At 74.8% G+C, this 14,878-nt stretch carries 13 protein-coding genes and 1 pseudogene; 10 read left to right on the top strand and 4 right to left on the bottom strand.

Annotation, left to right across the window (positions count from 1 at the left end; translation table 11 throughout):
• Positions 1-66: 66 nt before the first annotated feature.
• Positions 67-1,473, bottom strand: coding sequence for an ATP-binding protein (locus tag ACIRQ7_RS28360; protein WP_404265482.1), 1,407 nt, complete (start codon positions 1,471-1,473; stop codon positions 67-69).
• Positions 1,470-2,162: a response regulator transcription factor gene (locus tag ACIRQ7_RS28355; protein WP_401469859.1), complete on the bottom strand. Its 693-nt coding sequence runs from the start codon at positions 2,160-2,162 to the stop codon at positions 1,470-1,472. The genes ACIRQ7_RS28360 and ACIRQ7_RS28355 overlap by 4 nt, the downstream gene beginning before the upstream one ends.
• A gap of 108 nt (positions 2,163-2,270) precedes the next feature.
• On the opposite strand from ACIRQ7_RS28355, the gene ACIRQ7_RS28350 reads away from it, so the two are divergent.
• A complete protein-coding gene (locus ACIRQ7_RS28350) occupies positions 2,271-2,855 on the top strand; it encodes a hypothetical protein (protein ID WP_404265481.1) in 585 nt (194 codons plus the stop codon).
• A 35-nt stretch (positions 2,856-2,890) separates the two neighbouring features.
• On the opposite strand, the gene ACIRQ7_RS28345 is transcribed toward ACIRQ7_RS28350, so the two are convergent.
• On the bottom strand, positions 2,891-3,751 hold the full coding sequence (locus ACIRQ7_RS28345; protein WP_404265480.1) for a spermidine synthase: 861 nt from the start codon (positions 3,749-3,751) through the stop codon (positions 2,891-2,893).
• A 166-nt stretch (positions 3,752-3,917) separates the two neighbouring features.
• Positions 3,918-4,184 (bottom strand): chaplin, encoded by a 267-nt coding sequence (locus tag ACIRQ7_RS28340; RefSeq protein WP_403668098.1) that lies wholly within the window; start codon positions 4,182-4,184, stop codon positions 3,918-3,920.
• A 485-nt stretch (positions 4,185-4,669) separates the two neighbouring features.
• Here ACIRQ7_RS28340 and ACIRQ7_RS28335 point away from each other — a divergent pair, with 485 nt between their 5' ends.
• The 9 genes and pseudogenes from ACIRQ7_RS28335 to ACIRQ7_RS28295 all read left to right on the top strand — a co-directional run.
• Positions 4,670-4,870 (top strand): hypothetical protein, encoded by a 201-nt coding sequence (locus ACIRQ7_RS28335; protein ID WP_404265479.1) that lies wholly within the window; start codon positions 4,670-4,672, stop codon positions 4,868-4,870.
• Positions 4,871-4,934: 64 nt separating this feature from the next.
• On the top strand, positions 4,935-6,134 hold the full coding sequence (locus ACIRQ7_RS28330) for a glycosyltransferase (protein ID WP_404265478.1): 1,200 nt from the start codon (positions 4,935-4,937) through the stop codon (positions 6,132-6,134).
• Positions 6,131-7,612, top strand: a complete 1,482-nt coding sequence (locus ACIRQ7_RS28325) for an exopolysaccharide biosynthesis polyprenyl glycosylphosphotransferase (protein WP_404265476.1) — start codon at positions 6,131-6,133, stop codon at positions 7,610-7,612. The genes ACIRQ7_RS28330 and ACIRQ7_RS28325 overlap by 4 nt, the downstream gene beginning before the upstream one ends.
• Positions 7,609-8,991, top strand: coding sequence for an O-antigen ligase family protein (locus ACIRQ7_RS28320; protein ID WP_404265475.1), 1,383 nt, complete (start codon positions 7,609-7,611; stop codon positions 8,989-8,991). Before ACIRQ7_RS28325 ends, ACIRQ7_RS28320 begins: the two co-directional genes overlap by 4 nt.
• On the top strand, positions 8,988-10,757 hold the full coding sequence (locus tag ACIRQ7_RS28315; RefSeq protein WP_404265474.1) for a lipid II flippase MurJ: 1,770 nt from the start codon (positions 8,988-8,990) through the stop codon (positions 10,755-10,757). Before ACIRQ7_RS28320 ends, ACIRQ7_RS28315 begins: the two co-directional genes overlap by 4 nt.
• A complete protein-coding gene (locus tag ACIRQ7_RS28310) occupies positions 10,747-11,613 on the top strand; it encodes a polysaccharide deacetylase family protein (protein ID WP_404265473.1) in 867 nt (288 codons plus the stop codon). The genes ACIRQ7_RS28315 and ACIRQ7_RS28310 overlap by 11 nt, the downstream gene beginning before the upstream one ends.
• Complete coding sequence (locus tag ACIRQ7_RS28305) at positions 11,610-12,899, top strand: glycosyltransferase (protein WP_404265472.1); 1,290 nt, start codon at positions 11,610-11,612, stop codon at positions 12,897-12,899. Before ACIRQ7_RS28310 ends, ACIRQ7_RS28305 begins: the two co-directional genes overlap by 4 nt.
• Positions 12,900-12,907: 8 nt before the next feature.
• Complete coding sequence (locus ACIRQ7_RS28300) at positions 12,908-13,642, top strand: lipopolysaccharide biosynthesis protein (protein WP_401469829.1); 735 nt, start codon at positions 12,908-12,910, stop codon at positions 13,640-13,642.
• Positions 13,639-14,832 (top strand): annotated as a pseudogene (locus ACIRQ7_RS28295) (GNAT family N-acetyltransferase); the annotation flags it as partial. The gene ACIRQ7_RS28300 and the pseudogene ACIRQ7_RS28295, both read left to right, overlap by 4 nt.
• Positions 14,833-14,878 lie beyond the last annotated feature (46 nt).

Here is a 14,878-nt window from a genome sequence, read left to right as displayed (position 1 = left end):
CAAAAGCCGGTTTGGGTACGGCAGTTGGCGGACTTATGGCCGCCTTAAGGAAGCGAAAGGGGGTGCTTAAGAGCCCCCGGTGCGCACGGCCCTTTTGCCCCGGGTGCGCAGGTTGCGCCGCAGCCGGTGACCGCGCCGTACGCCGTGGCCCTCGCGCCGGCCGTCCAGGGCCAGCCAGACGCGTACCTCGGTGCCGCCGAGCACGGAGCGGCCGATGCGCACATCGCCGCCGGTGGATTCGGCGAGCCGCCGCACGATGTCCAGGCCGAGGCCGGTGGAGCCGTCCCCGCCGCCGCCGTGGCCGCGCCGCAGCGCCGCGTCCGGGTCGGCGATACCGGCGCCGGCGTCGGAGACCAGCACGATCACCGCTTCCTCGGCCTGGTGCACATCGACCGCGAAGGCGGTGCCCTCGGGGGTGTGCCGGAAGACGTTGCCGAGCATCGCGTCGAGGGCGGCGGCGAGCTCGGGGCGGGCGACGGGGAGGCGTACGGGGCGGTCCACGCCGGCCACCCGCACGGTGCGCCCTTCGTCCTCGGCGAGCGCCGACCAGAAGCCCATCCGTTCGCGGATCACCTCGGCCGCGTCGCAGCCGGCCGCCGCGAGGGCCTGCTGGGACTGCGCCTTCTGCTCGCGTGCGGTGCGGATGATCTGGTCGACCTCACGCTCCAGCTGTTCGACGGCGGCCCGGGTCTGCTCGGCGGCCGGGCCGTCGCCGAGCGAGGCGGCGTTGAGCCGCAGCACGGTCAGCGGGGTGCGCAGCCGGTGCGAGAGGTCGGCGGCCAGTTCCCGTTCGTTGGCCAGCAGCTGGACGACCTGGTCGGCCATCGAGTTGAAGGCGGTGGCGGCGGACCGCAGCTCCCTGGGGCCGTATTCGGGGACGCGGACGCCGAGGTTGCCCTGCCCGAGGTCGTGGGCGGCGCCGGCCAGCCGCTCGGCCGGGCGCACCATCCGGGTGCCGAGCCGGTCGGCGACGGCGACCGAGCCGATGATCAGCGCGAGACCGACCCCGGCCAGCACCACCCAGGAGGTGGTGACGCCGTTGGTGAGCGCGGCGTCGGGGACATAGACCTCGACGACGGCGATACCGGACGCGACGGCCGTCGGCTGCAGCAGCGAGGAACCGCCGGGGACGGGCGCGATGGAGGCCCGGCCGAGCTTGACGGCCTTGGCGACGTCCTGCGGTGCGGCCCTCCGGGAGCCGATCTCGGCGGGCCGGCCGCCCTTGCCGCTCGCGGGGACGTGCACCCCGACCCGGCCGCCGGGGCCGGTCTCGGCGCTGGCGACGGCGCGCTCCAGCTGGTCGCGGTCGGTGGTGATGGCGAGCACCGGGCCGATGGTGGCGGCCTGCCGCTCCGCGTTGGAGAAGGCGCGGTCGCGGGCCATCTCCTTGACGACCAGCCCCAGGGGGACCGCGAAGGCGACCACGACCATGGCGGTGACGGCCAGCGCCACCTTGACCAGCGCCCATCTCACCGCGGTGGCTCCAGCTTCACGCCCACGCCCCGCAGGGTGTGCAGATACCGCGGCTTGGCGGCGGTTTCCCCCAGTTTGCGGCGCAGCCAGGACAGATGGACGTCGATGGTCTGGTCGTCCCCGTAGGACTGCTGCCACACCTCGGCGAGCAGTTCCCTGCGGGCGACGACGACACCGGGGCGTCCGGCCAGGAAGGCCAGCAGGTCGAATTCGCGGCGGGTGAGGTCGAGCGCCGCACCGTCGAGTTCGGCCTGCCGGCGCAGCGGGTCGATGGAGAGACCGCCGACCTGGATCACTCGTGAGGGCGGTCCTGCGCCCGCCGCGGTGGCCCGCGAGCGGCGCAGCACGGCCGACATCCGGGCGGAGAGGTGTTCGACGGAGAAGGGCTTGGTGAGGTAGTCGTCGGCGCCGTCGTTGAGCAGCCGTACGATCTCGGCCTCGTCGTCCCGCGCTGTGGCGATGATCACGGGCACATCGGTGATTCCGCGCAGCATCTTCAGCGCCTCGCCCCCGTCCAGATCCGGCAGGCCGAGGTCGAGGATGACCACGTCGAAGCCGACGTGTGCCACCTCCCGCAACGCCTCCAGAGCGGTGCCGACGCTCCGTACGGTGTGGGAGGCCTCGGTCAGATGCCGGATGAGGGCCGAGCGTACGAACTGGTCGTCCTCGACCACGAGCACACTTGCCATGGGCGGCACCGTACGCCATTCGGGCGGATCCGCTCGCCGGTGTTGACGCCGCGGGGGTGTGTGCCCTCCACTACGGACGGCTGCGACGGGTCGGGCGGGTGGTGCAGTATGAGCCGAATGCAACGAGGACTGGTTCACGCGGCGGCCTGGATGCTGGCGACCGGCGCCGCGGTCGCACTGTCGTGGTTCGGGGTGCACACCGTGATGGCGGGCACGGCGTACGACGCGCCGCGCGCGCTGCCCCTCTCCGACCAGGCGTCCTCCTCCGCGGGCCGGCCGGATGCCGAGGTCACCCCGCGCTCCTCCTCCACCCACCGCCCCAAGCCGAGCCCTTCCGGCGCCGGCCCCGCGCCGTCCGGCGGCGCGGCGTCCGGCGGCGCGGCGTCCCCGACCGGCCCCTCCTCCTCCGGGGGCGGCCCCGCGCACAGCACCTCCCCCGCCCCGACGGGCACGCCGCAGACCGGCGGTGACGTCAAGAGCTATGCGACGGCGGGCGGCCGGGTCGTCTTCGACCTGGGCAGCGAGTCCGCCCAGCTGGTGAGCGCGACCCCCGCCGCGGGCTGGGAGATGCAGGTGTGGAAGCAGGACCAGTGGATCCGCGTCGACTTCACCAGCGGCTCCGGCCACACCTCGGTGATCTGCACCTGGAACGGCCATGAACCGACCGTAGAGACCAGCAACAACGCCACGTAGTCGGGTAGTTGACGGTCAGGCGCCCTCCGAAAGGGTCAGTCGAAGACCGCGGCGGGCGGGGCCGGCGAGGCGACCGCCTCGGCGTCGGTGACCGGTGCGGCGCCGCCGGTGAAGTCCAGCAGCGCCCGCCCGTGTTCGACACGTCCGGCGTGCGGATCGCCCGCCGCCCGCCGGGTCAGGTCGGCCACCGGCAGCTCCCGGTCGGCCGCCAGCAGCACGGCGTTACCGAACCGCTTACCGCGCAGCACCGCCGGATCGGCGGTCAGACACACCTCGGGGAAGACCGCACGGACCGTGGCGATCTGGCCGCGCAGGAACCGCAGCGGCGGCCCGTCCGCGAGGTTCGCCGCGTACCAGCCGCCCGCCTTCAGCGCCCGCCCGGCCTCCGCCACGAACTCGGTACTGGTCAGGTGCGCGGGCGTACGGGCCCCGCCGAAGACATCCGCGATGATCAGGTCCGCCCAGCCGTCCGGGACCTTCGCCAGCCCCGCGCGGGCGTCCCCGCCGCGCACCCGGACCCGCCAGCCGCTCTCCAACGGCAGCTGCCGACGCACCAGTTGGACCAACGGCGCGTCGATCTCGACGACTTGCTGGGTGGAGCGCGGCCGGGTCGCCGCGACATAGCGCGCCATGGTCAGCGCCCCGCCGCCCAGGTGCAGGACGTGCAGGGGGCGGCCGGGCGGCGCGGCCAGATCGACGATGTGGCCCAACCGCCGCTGGTAGGAGAACTCCAGATACGCCGGATCGTCCAGATCCACGTGGGACTGCGGGGCGCCGTCGATCAGCAGCGTCCAGCCGCGCGGCCGGTCCCGGTCCGGCCGCAGCTCCGCGACCCCGCCGTCCACCGTCTCCCGGACGGCCTCCGGGCCGCTGCGCCCGCGCCTGCTTTTCGCCATGCATCCAGTATGGCGCCTGCCCCGGCACGCGTATCCGCTGGTCAGCGGGGGGGGGGAGGCTGCCGGTGCGGGAGCGGCGGCCCGCCCGGGGACAGAGCCACGGGCGGACCGCCGCGGTACGCCATGACCTGCGTCCGGCCCGATCGGTTCCGGGCCGGAAATCAGATCACCTGTTGGTGCACTTGTTCCCGAAGGCCGGGTTGAGGAGCGCGAGCAGGTTCACGCTGTTGCCGCACACGTTGACCGGCACGTGAATCGGAATCTGAATAACGTTCCCGCTCAAGACGCCGGGCGAGCGCGAGGCGGAAGCCTTGGCGTGCGCACCCTTCTTGTGGTGATGCCCGCCGTCGCTGGCGGTCGCGATACCTGCGGCACCCACCACCATGGCACAACTGGCCGCACCCATCGCCACGGTCCTGACGATCCGGTTCATCCCCATTCTCCTTTCAGTTCGCGAATGGGACACGGGGCTCAACGACCGACAATAGGCAGAGATGCGGACGTTACCTCTAACGGGAAAACGTTACTCCGTACGCCACTTACGGCATGGCCGCCACCAAGTCCGGTATTCCGCTGATCGGAATCCCCGACAGCAAACCGGCGTGCCTGCCACGCTTCCCAACATGCTTTCTGTCAGAGTGCTCTCCTGTTTGACTGATTGAAGTCGGAGAGGAAGACATGCGGAAGTCGATGGACCTCACCGGTCGTGGCACCCTCTGCGCGGCCGATTCCTTGGCGTTGTCGGCCACCCGGTCTTCCGCAGGGGTGTCACCGGCTCTCCGGGGGTCCTCACGCATTCCTTTCATCCCGCGCCATCGACCTGCCCGGAACGGCGGAATCGGGCCGCTGGCCAGGGGTATCTCGCCCTTCTGCGGCCCTCGTTCGGTCCGCGATTCCGCCAACCCGGCTAATGGTGTGATGAATTCCGGAATCACGGATTACGGGCGGGGCAACTCCCTTCGGCCCGCCTGCCGCAATAGTCTCGGTTTCGATTCCGACGTATTCGGCATCCGGCCCGCACTCCGGTCCGGCGGCGACCGCCACACATTCCGGTTCGCCGCCCGCGACGAGGGCTATCTGCTCCGCCGGCACTTTGCGCAGACCGACACCCGCCGCTGAAAGGCGCGCACCCGGAAATTCCCGTCAAGGATTCTGTCAGCTCGACATCAGGGGAGCAGAGCGCGTGCTGCCGCAAAATTCCCAGTCCGAAGGTCCTCCTTCGGTCCTCCATGTCTCGCAGCCCGTGGACGGCGGGGTCGCGCGGGTCGTCGCCGACCTGGTGCGGGCCCAAGTGGCCGCCGGGCTGCGGGTCGTGGTGGCCGCCCCGCCCGGCGGCGCCCTGCAACGGGACGCACGCGCCGCGGGGGCCGAGGTCGCCGACTGGCACGCCGGGCGCTCCCCCGGCCCCGCACTGGCCGCCGAGACCCGGCGCCTGGCCCGGCTGATCCGCCGCACCGCCCCCGACCTCGTCCACGCGCACAGCGCCAAGGCGGGGCTCGCCGCACGGCTTGCCGTACGCGGCCGGATCCCGACCGTCCACCAGCCGCACGCCTGGTCCTTCGAGGCCGTCGGCGGGCCCACGGCGCGGCTGGCTCTGGGCTGGGAGCGGTATGCCGCGCGCTGGTCGCAGCGGGTGCTGTGCGTGAGCGAGGCGGAGCGGGCCCGCGGAGTGGCGGCGGGGGTGGCGGCCCGGTGGGCGGTCATCCGCAACGGCGTCGACCTGGAGCGCTTCTCCCCCGCCGCACCGGACGCGTCGGGCGACGTGGCGGCCCGGCGGCGGCTGCGCGCCGCACTCGCCGGGCCCGGCGAACTGCCCCCCGAGGGCCCGCTGGTGGTGTGCGTCGGACGGCTGTGCCCGCAAAAGGGCCAGCTCACCTTGTTGCGGGCCTGGCAGGACGTCGCTGCGGCGGCCCCCGGAGCGCGGCTCGCACTCGTCGGGGACGGCCCCGACGAGCAGCACCTGCGCGCCGCCGCGCCACCCGGCGTGCACTTCGCGGGGGCGACACCGGACCCCGCCTCCTGGTACCGCGCGGCGGACGTCGTCGTCCTGCCGTCCCGGTGGGAGGGCATGGCGCTGGCCCCTCTGGAAGCGATGGCCTGCGGCCGCCCCGTCGTCGTCACCGACGTCAGCGGCGCACGGGAGAGCCTGCCGCCCGGTACGGAGTCCGGCTGCCTGGTGCCACCGGACGACCCGGCCGCCCTGGCGCGGGCCCTGTGCGGCCTGCTGATCCACCCTCAGCTCCGTACGTCACTGGGCCAACAGGGCCTCGCGCACGTACGGACGACACACGACGTGCGGCAAACGGCGGCAGCGGTCCTGGATCTGTACCGCGAACTGCTCGGTCAGCCGTGCCCCGAGATCAGGGAGCAGAGCAGGCGATGACGACGGAGAGCGCGGACGCGCCCCATTCCGCCCCGGTACTGGCCAGGCCGGCCACCGCCGCGGTCCATCCGCCGCGCCGGCGCCGGCCCGACCCGCCGCCACGGGCCGCACAGCCCCACACCCGACAGCGCTGGACCGGCGTCACCCTGATGGCCACCGACTGCCTGGCCGCCGCGGGCGCCGCGTTCCTGATGCACGACCCGGGCCTGACCCTGGCGCTGCTCGGGCCGATGACGCTGTGCCTGCTGCTGCTCCACAACCAGGCCGGGCTCTACCGCTCCGGCCTCGCCCCGAGCGCGCTGGACGACCTTCCGTTGCTGCTGAGCCGGATCGGCGCCTGCTGGTGCGCGGCGGCCGCGGTGCTGGCCGCCGTCCACCCGGGACGGGCGCTGCGCCTGGACGCGCTGCTGTGCACGGTCGCCGCCCACATCGTCCTGACGTGCGCCGGCCGGGCCACCGTCTACCGCGCACGGCGCGGCGCCGCCCGCCGGAACCCGCGCGCCACCCTGATCGTGGGCACCGAGGCGTCGGCCGGAAAGCTCGCCGGCGCCCTGCACGACCACCCCGAATACGGCCTGCGGCCGGTCGGGTTGGTGCCCCTCGGGCCGCCGCCGGCCACGCCCCCGGCGGACCCGGGCGGCGAGGAGGCGCCGCTGCCCCGGCTGACGAGCGCCGAGGAGATCACCCGGGCCGTCATCCAGAACACCGTGCGGGACGCCGTGTTCATCCGCCCGCCCGAGGCCGATCCGCAGACCGCCGCGCTGCTGCGGCGCTTCATCGAGCAGGGCGCGCAGGTCTGGCTGGCCGGCGCCGCGGCCGCGGCGGGCCACTCGCCGCACGCTCCGGCCGCGGAACACCTGTGGGGCTTCACCTGCCGGCGGCTGGACACCACCCCCCGGCACGGCGGAGCGGGCAAGCGCACCCTGGACATCACCCTGGCCGCGCTCGCCCTGATGGTCGCCGCGCCCGTCCTGCTGGGCTGTGCGCTGGCCGTACGTCTCCTCGACGGCCCCGATGTGATCTTCCGTCAGGAGCGCACCGGCCGGCACGGCCGCCCCTTCACCCTGCTCAAATTCCGCACCCTGCGCCCCCGCAACGCCCACGAGTCGGCGACGCTCTGGAGCGTGGCGCACGACCGGCGGATGAGCCCCGTCGGCCAGTTCCTGCGCCGTACCTCGCTCGACGAGCTGCCGCAGCTGTGGAACGTCCTGCGCGGCGACATGAGCCTGGTCGGGCCCCGCCCCGAACGCCCCTACTTCGTCCAGCAGTTCAGCCAGAGCTACCCCGAATACGGCGCCCGGCACCGGATGCCGGTCGGTATCACCGGGCTGGCGCAGGTGCACGGGCTGCGCGGGGACACCTCCATCGAGGACCGCGCACGCTTCGACAACCTCTACATCGACCAGTGGTCGCTGTGGCAGGACATCCTGATCATGCTGCGCACCGTGACCTCCCTGTTCCGGCTGGAGGGGAGATGAGCGCGGACGCGCCGGCGGTCACGCTGCCCGCGTCCCGGACACCGTCGGCACAGGACCGGGCCGGCCGGGTCCGGGCCCTGGCCGCACACCACGCGCCGCTCGTCCCGGCGCTGGCCACCGTCCTGCTGATGTGCGCGCCGGTCGAACACGGCGACGCCTCGTCGCCCGGCGGGATCACCCCGGCCGACGCGGCCTCCGCCGCCCTCGTCGTGTGCTGCGCCGTCCGGCTGCTGCGGGCCCGCGGCCGGCCGCTGAACGGGACGGCCGCACTCGTACTGGGCGCGCCCGCCGTCGGGTTCGCGGTGGCCACCGTCACCTCCGGCGACCCGGCCGCGAGCCTGCCCGGCTTCGTCCGATACCTGCAGATCTTCGTGCTGGTGCCGACCGCGCTGGTGCTGACGCTGCGCACCGTGCGGGACTTCCGGGTGCTCGCCGGAGCGGTGGTGGTGCTCGCCCTGGTGCAGGGCGCCATCGGCGTCGAGCAGTACCTGACCGGCACCGGCGCCTCATACATGGGCCACAACATCCGGGCGGTCGGCACCTTCGGCCCGCTGGACGTCATGGGGATGTCCACGGTCGTCGCCTACGGGCTGATCGCCGCGCTGGCCATGGGACTCGCCCCCGACGCGGACGCCCCGCACTGGCTGCGGCCCGCCGCCCTGGGCAGCGCCGCCGCGCTGCTGCTGCCGCTGGCCCTGTCGTTCAGCCGCGGTGCCTGGATCGCCACCGCGGTGGCCGTCGGCGTCGTCCTGCTGCTGGCCGGACTGCGCCTCGCCGTCGGGACCATGGCCGCACTCGCCGCCGTGGCCGTGGTCCTCATCGGCGGCGCCGGGATCGGGTCGCAGATGATGAGCGAACGGTTCGCCAGCATCACTGCCGTCTCCGACGCGCCCGACCGGTCCGTGACCGACCGCTACACGCTGTGGGCGGCGGCCACCGGCATGTGGCGCGACAACCCGGTGACCGGCGTCGGCCTCAAGGGCTTCCCCGCCCACCGCGACTCGCACGCCTCCCTCGGCCTGTCCTCCGGCAGCGACACCGCGGGCGCCGGACTCGCCTTCCAGCGGGAACCCCTGCTCTCCCCGCACAACATGTATCTGCTCGTCCTCAGCGAACAGGGCCTCATCGGGATCACCGCGCTGGTGGGCAGCTGGGCCGCGCTGCTGGTGTGCGCACTGCGCCGGCTGCCCGCCGCCCGCCGCCGGGGCCGCGCCGCCGACTGCGGGCTCCTCGCGACCGGCCTGCTCGTCTGGCAGACCGTCGACTTCCTCTACGCCGACATCGGCGGCCCCTCGACCGTCCTGTGCGCGGTGCTGTTCGGGCTGGTCGCCCGCTGGGCACTGACCGAGGACAGAGCGGCCGGGGCGGACCCGCGATGAGGGACACGACGGCGGGCCCCCCGGGGGCGGTCGGGCAGGAGACACCCGAAGCCCGGACACCGCTCTCCCGCACTCCCGCCGGCACCCTGCCGGTCCCCGCACCCGCGCCCGCCCCCGTACGTCCCGACGGCGCGCCCGCCACCACCGGCTCCGGCGACCCCGGCGGCCACAGCCCGCTGGGCCGCCGCCTCGCCCGCGCCGCCGCGGTCACCGCCGTCCTCACCGCGGCCGGCTCGCTGATCGGGCTGCTGCGGGACCAGACCATCGCGCACCTCTTCGGCGCGGGCAGCGACACCGACGCCTTCCTCGTCGCCTGGACGCTGCCCGAAATGGCGGCCACGCTCCTCATCGAGGACGCGATGGCGCTGCTGCTGGTCCCGGCGTTCAGCCTCGCGCTCTCCGCCCGCACGGCACGGGCCGCCGGCGCCGACCTGGCCGGCCGCACGGACCCCGTACGGGCCCTGCTGACCGCCACCTTCCCGCGGCTCTTCGCCGCCCTCGCCGGTGCCTCCGTCCTCCTCGCCCTCGGCGCGCCGCTGCTCGTCCACGTCCTGGCACCCGGCCTCGACGACCCCGGCCCCGCCATCGACTGCACCCGGCTGACCGCGCTGACCGTCCTCACCTTCGGTATCGCCGGCTACCTCAGCGCCGCCCTGCGGGCGCACCGCAGCTTCGTCGCGCCGGCCGCGATCTACGTCGCGTACAACGTCTGCATCATCGGCACGATGCTGGCGCTGCACGCCGCATGGGGCGTACGCGCCGCCGCCGCCGGTGTCGCCCTCGGCGGGCTGCTGATGATCGCCGTCCAGGTGCCGTCGGTGTGGCGGCAGTTGGGGCCGGCACGGCGCGGGGACGGGCGGAGCGTGGGGCGCTCGCCCGCACCCGGCGTCAGCGCCCGCCCCACGCCGCACCTCGGTCTCCGTCTCCTGGTCCCCGTCGCCTGCTTCGCGCTGTGCCGGCAGTCGCAGGTCCTCGTCGAACGCTTCCTGGCCTCCTCGCTGCCGGCCGGAGCCATCTCGCATCTCAACTACGCGCAGAAGATCGCGCAGATGCCGATGGTGTTCTCGCTGATGATCTGCACCGTCACCTTCCCGGTGGTGGCCCGCGCGCTGGCCGACGGCGAGGCGGCCCTGGCCAGACGCCGGGTGGAGCGCGATCTGACACTGGCCGGGCTGGTGGTGCTGCTGGGCACCGCGTACGTCATCGCCTGCGCGCCGCAGGTCGTCGAAGTCCTCTTCCAGCGTGGCGCGTTCAGCGCCGCCGACACCGCCGCCACCGCCTCGGTGATGCGGGTCTACGCGCTCGGGCTGCTCGGCCACAGCCTGGTCGGTGCGCTGATCCGGCCGTTCTTCTCCGCCGCCCGGCCGACCTGGTACCCGGCGCTGTCGATGGCGGCCGGACTGCTGATCACGATCGTGGCCGGGCTGTTCGCGGTCCGCTGGTGGGGGGTGCACGGCATCGCCGCCGCCAACGCGGTCGGCATCACCGCCACCGCCCTGCTGCTGCTGCACGGGCTCGGCACCCGGGTCATCGCCATCGCGGTGCGCCGGGTCGCCGCCGGGCTCGGCCGGCTGGTGCTGGCCGCCGCCGTCGCCGTCGCCGTCGTCTCGCCCGTCGCGGCGCTGAGCGCCGGGCCGCTGGCCGGTGCGGCGGTCGGCGCGCTGCTGGTCCCCGCCGTCTTCGCCGTCACCGCCCTCGCCGTCCGGGCCCCCGAGGCCTCGCAGTTGCTCGCCGCCGTCAAAGGAAAACTCACCCATGCCCGATGAACCGGCTCCCGCGGTGACCACCACCGCCCCCACCCCCGCACCCGGATCCGCATCCGATCCCGTACCCGTCTCCCGCCGCACCCGCCGTGTCTTCGGCGCCCCGCCCTGGGTCCTGATGTACCACTCGGTCGCCGAGATCGCCGACGCCTCCGAGGACCCGTACCAGGTCACCGTCTCGCCCGACCGGCTGGACCGCCAGCTGCGCTGGCTGCGCAAGCGCGGACTGCGCGGCGTCGCGGTCGGCGAGCTGCTGCGCGCCCGCGCCGCCGGGCAGGGCAGGGGTCTGGTCGGGCTGACCTTCGACGACGGCTACGCCGACTTCCGCTCCGAGGCGCTGCCGCTGCTGCTGCGCCATGAGTGCACCGCGACGGTGTTCGTGCTGCCCGGCAGGCCCGGCGGCGAGAACGCCTGGGACCCGCTGGGGCCCCGTAAGCCGCTGCTGACCGAGGGCGGGATCCGCGCCGTCGGGGAAGCCGGCATGGAGATCGGCTCGCACGGCCTGGTGCACACGGACCTCACCACCGCCGACGACGAGACGCTGGCGCAGGAGACGGCGGGCAGCCGGGCGCTGCTGGCCGAGCTGACGGGCCGGGCCCCGGACGGCTTCTGCTACCCGTACGGCACCGTCGACGCGCGGTCCGCCGCTGCCGTCCGCGCGGCGGGCTACGGCTACGCCTGCGCCATCGACCCCGGCCCCCTCACCGCCCTGCACGCCCTGCCGCGGGCGCACATCGGCGCCGCCGACACCGCGTGGCGGCTGCACCTCAAGCGCGCTCTGCACCCGCTGCGCCGCCGCCCGCTCCCCCGAGAGCGCACCGAGGCCACCCCGGCCACGACCACTGGAGGCATCCGGTGAAAGTTCTGCACATCATCACCGGCCTGGACGTGGGCGGCGCCGAGCAGCAGCTGCGGCTGATGCTGCGCCGGCTGCCCGCGCACTGCGAGGTCCTGACCCTGACCAACCCGGGCCAGGTCGCCGACGGCATCGAGGCGGACGGCACTCCCGTCACCCACCTCGGCATGACCGGCAACCGGGACCTGACCGCGCTCCCGCGCCTCGTCCGGCACATCCGCAACGGCGGCTACGACGTGGTCCACACCCACCTCTACCGCGCCTGCGTCTACGGCAGGATCGCCGCCCGGCTCGCCGGTGTCCGGGCCATCGTCGCCACCGAACACTCCCTGGGCGACGCCGTCATCGAGGGCCGGCGGCTGACCCGGAGCGTCCGCTCCCTGTACCGGGCCACCGAACGCCTGGGGTCCTCCACGGTCGCCGTCTCGGACACCGTCGCCGCCCGCCTGCAGCGCTGGGGCGTACCCGAGCCGCGCATCCACGTGGTGCCCAACGGCATCGAGGCACACCGATTCGCCTACGTCCCCGCGGCCCGCGCCGCCGCCCGCGCCCGGCTGGGACTGCCCTTCGACGCCTTCGTGGTGGGCGGCGTCGGGCGGCTGGTGCCCGGCAAGCGCTTCGACGTCCTGGTCCGGGCGGTCACCCAAATCCCGGGCGTACACCTGCTGTTGGCGGGCGAGGGGCCCGAGCGGGAGGCGCTGCGGCAGACGGCCGAGCAGTTCGGGGCCGGCAACCGCGTCCACCTGCTGGGCGCGCGCGGCGGCGCGGTCGGCCCCGCGGCGGGCACGGGGCCCGGCGGGACGCCGGACGGCTCCGACATTCCCGGTCTGCTCGCCGCCATGGACGTCTTCGTGTCGCCCTCCTCGGAGGAGGCGTTCGGCCTGGCCATCCTGGAGGCGCTCGCCGCCGGGCTGCCCGTCCTGCACGGCTGCTGCCCGGCCGTCGACGAACTCCCCGCCGACCAGGCCCCCGGCGCCCGCCGCGTCGGCCCCGGCGCCCACGAACTGGCGACCGCGATCCGCGACGTACAGCGGGCGCGGCCCGGCCGGCTGCCCGTCCCGCCGGTCGTACGGCTCTACGACATCGGGCGCAGCGCCGAGGCCTTGATGGGGGTCTACGCACTGGCCGTCGAGCAGGCGCGGGCGCCGGAGGGGAGACGGGCCGCCGCCCCCGCGCCGGACGCGCCCCCGCCCCAGGTGCACCTGCCGTCCCCGCCCGGGTCCGACAGCCCCTCCCACACCCCGTCCCCGTCCCCGTCCCCCAGCAGCCATTCGCTGTCGAAGAGGTGAGCGCCGCCATGGCCGAGACCGTCAGGGAAGAGCCGGCCGCGTCCGACGAGCCCGGCCCGCGCCGCACGCGCGGCCGGCTGCGGGCCCGGCTGCCCCGCTGGTGGCCGCTGCCGCTGTGCGCCGTGCTGGGCGCGCTGGGCGGCGCGTCCTACGGGATGCTGCAGCCTCCCGAGTACGCCGCGACCAGCTATGTGATGGTGGTGCCCGCCGCCGGGTCGGACCCGTCGGGCGCCCTGGGCTTCGCGCAGGCCTACGGCCGGATCGCGACCGGCGGGGCGGTGCTCGCCGACGCGCACCACGTCTCCGGTGTGCCGCTCGCCGATCTGCGCGGCGGGGTCCGTGCGATGACCTCGCCGGATGCCCCGATGATCGAGATCACCGGCACCGCGCCGGTGCCGGACACCTCCGCCGAGATCGCCAACGTCGTGGCCCGCTCGCTGACCCGCGCGGGCAACGAGTCGACGTCCCGGACGGGCGCCCGGCTGATGGAGTTCGCCCGCGCCTCGGCCCCCGTCGAACCGGCGTCGCCGTCCGCGCCCGTCGCCACCGGCGTGGGGGCCTGCGCCGGCGGTCTGCTGGGCGGTCTGCTGCTGCTGGTCCGCCCGCGCGAGCGCAGCGGGACACGGAGCCCGTCGGCAGCGGTGCCGGCGCCCGCACCCGAGCAGGGGGCCACCCCGCCGCCGGGCAGGAAAGCCACCGAGAGAACCGTCCCGGCGGCACCCGCCGAGAAAGCAGCTCGATGACCATCCGGCAGACCTCACCGGACACCACACCGGAGACCTCCCGGGCGACCGTCCCCGGCCCCGCGCGACCGCCCCACCCCGAGTCCCTCCCCTTCTCGGCCACCCTGTGCCAGGACCCCGGGGAGTTCGCCGCGCTCGCCGCCGAGTGGCGGGCGCTGCACGGCCGCTGCCGGTCCGCCACCGCGTTCCAGAGCCACGCCTGGCTGCACTCGTGGTGGCTGTCGTACGGCACTCCGGGACGGCTGCGGATCGTCCTGGTGCGCCGGGGCGGGCGCCTCGTCGGCGCGGCGCCTCTGATGCTGGCGCACCGCCCGCTGCCGGTCCTCGTACCGATCGGCGGCAGCATCTCCGACTTCTGCGATGTGCTGCTCGACGACTCCTGCCCCGATCCCGCGGCCCGCGCCCTGGCCGACGGGCTGCTCCGTGCGGCCCGCGGCGCCCTCGTGGATCTGCGCGAGGTCCGCCCCGGCGCCGCCGCCGAACGGCTCTTCGCCGCCTGGTCCGGCCCGAGCCGCCGGCTCACCGACTCGGTCTGCCTGGAGCTGCCCGGGGTGCCGATGGCCGAGCTGCTGCCCCGGCTGACCGTGTCCCGCGCCCGCCGCACCCGCGCCAAGCTGCGCAGGCTCGACGCGCTGGGCATCGAGGAACACACGGTGCTGCCGCACGAGGTGCCCGAAGCCGTACGGAACATGCTGCGGCTGCACGCGCTCCAGTGGCAGGGCCGGGGGGTGACGCCGGAGCATCTGCGGCCCCGCTTCGCGGCCCATCTGGCACGCGCCGCGGAGGCCATGGTCGCCGGCGGCGAGGCGAAGCTGACCGAGTACCTGCTGGCCGGGCGGGTGATGGCCACCGACCTGATGCTGATGTCCGGGGACCTGGCCGGCGGCTATCTCTACGGAGCCGATCCCGAACTGCGCGCCAGGAAGGTGGACATCACCACCATGCTGATGCGGCACGGCACCCGCCATGCCGCCGCGGCGGGGTGCGGCACGCTCAGCCTGCTGCGCGGCGCGGAACCGTACAAGCTGCACTGGCGCCCGGTGCCGGTGACCAACCAGCGGCTGATGCTGGCGCGCCGCGCCCTGGCGCCCGCGCTGCGGCTGTACGCGGCGCAGGTGGCCGCGCGGGCGCTGGTGGCGCGCGTCCTCCGCGAGCGGGTGACGGCGGCGGCGGGTGTGCGGGCCCGGCTGAACACCTGGCAGGCGAGGTGGGTGCCGGGTGGCGCGGGCCGGGCGG

Source organism: Streptomyces sp. NPDC101393, from assembly GCF_044767385.1.
In the GTDB taxonomy this organism is placed as follows: domain Bacteria; phylum Actinomycetota; class Actinomycetes; order Streptomycetales; family Streptomycetaceae; genus Streptomyces.
The sequence above is the reverse complement of the archived record's forward strand: the minus strand, read 5'-3'. Positions and strand labels throughout refer to the sequence as shown.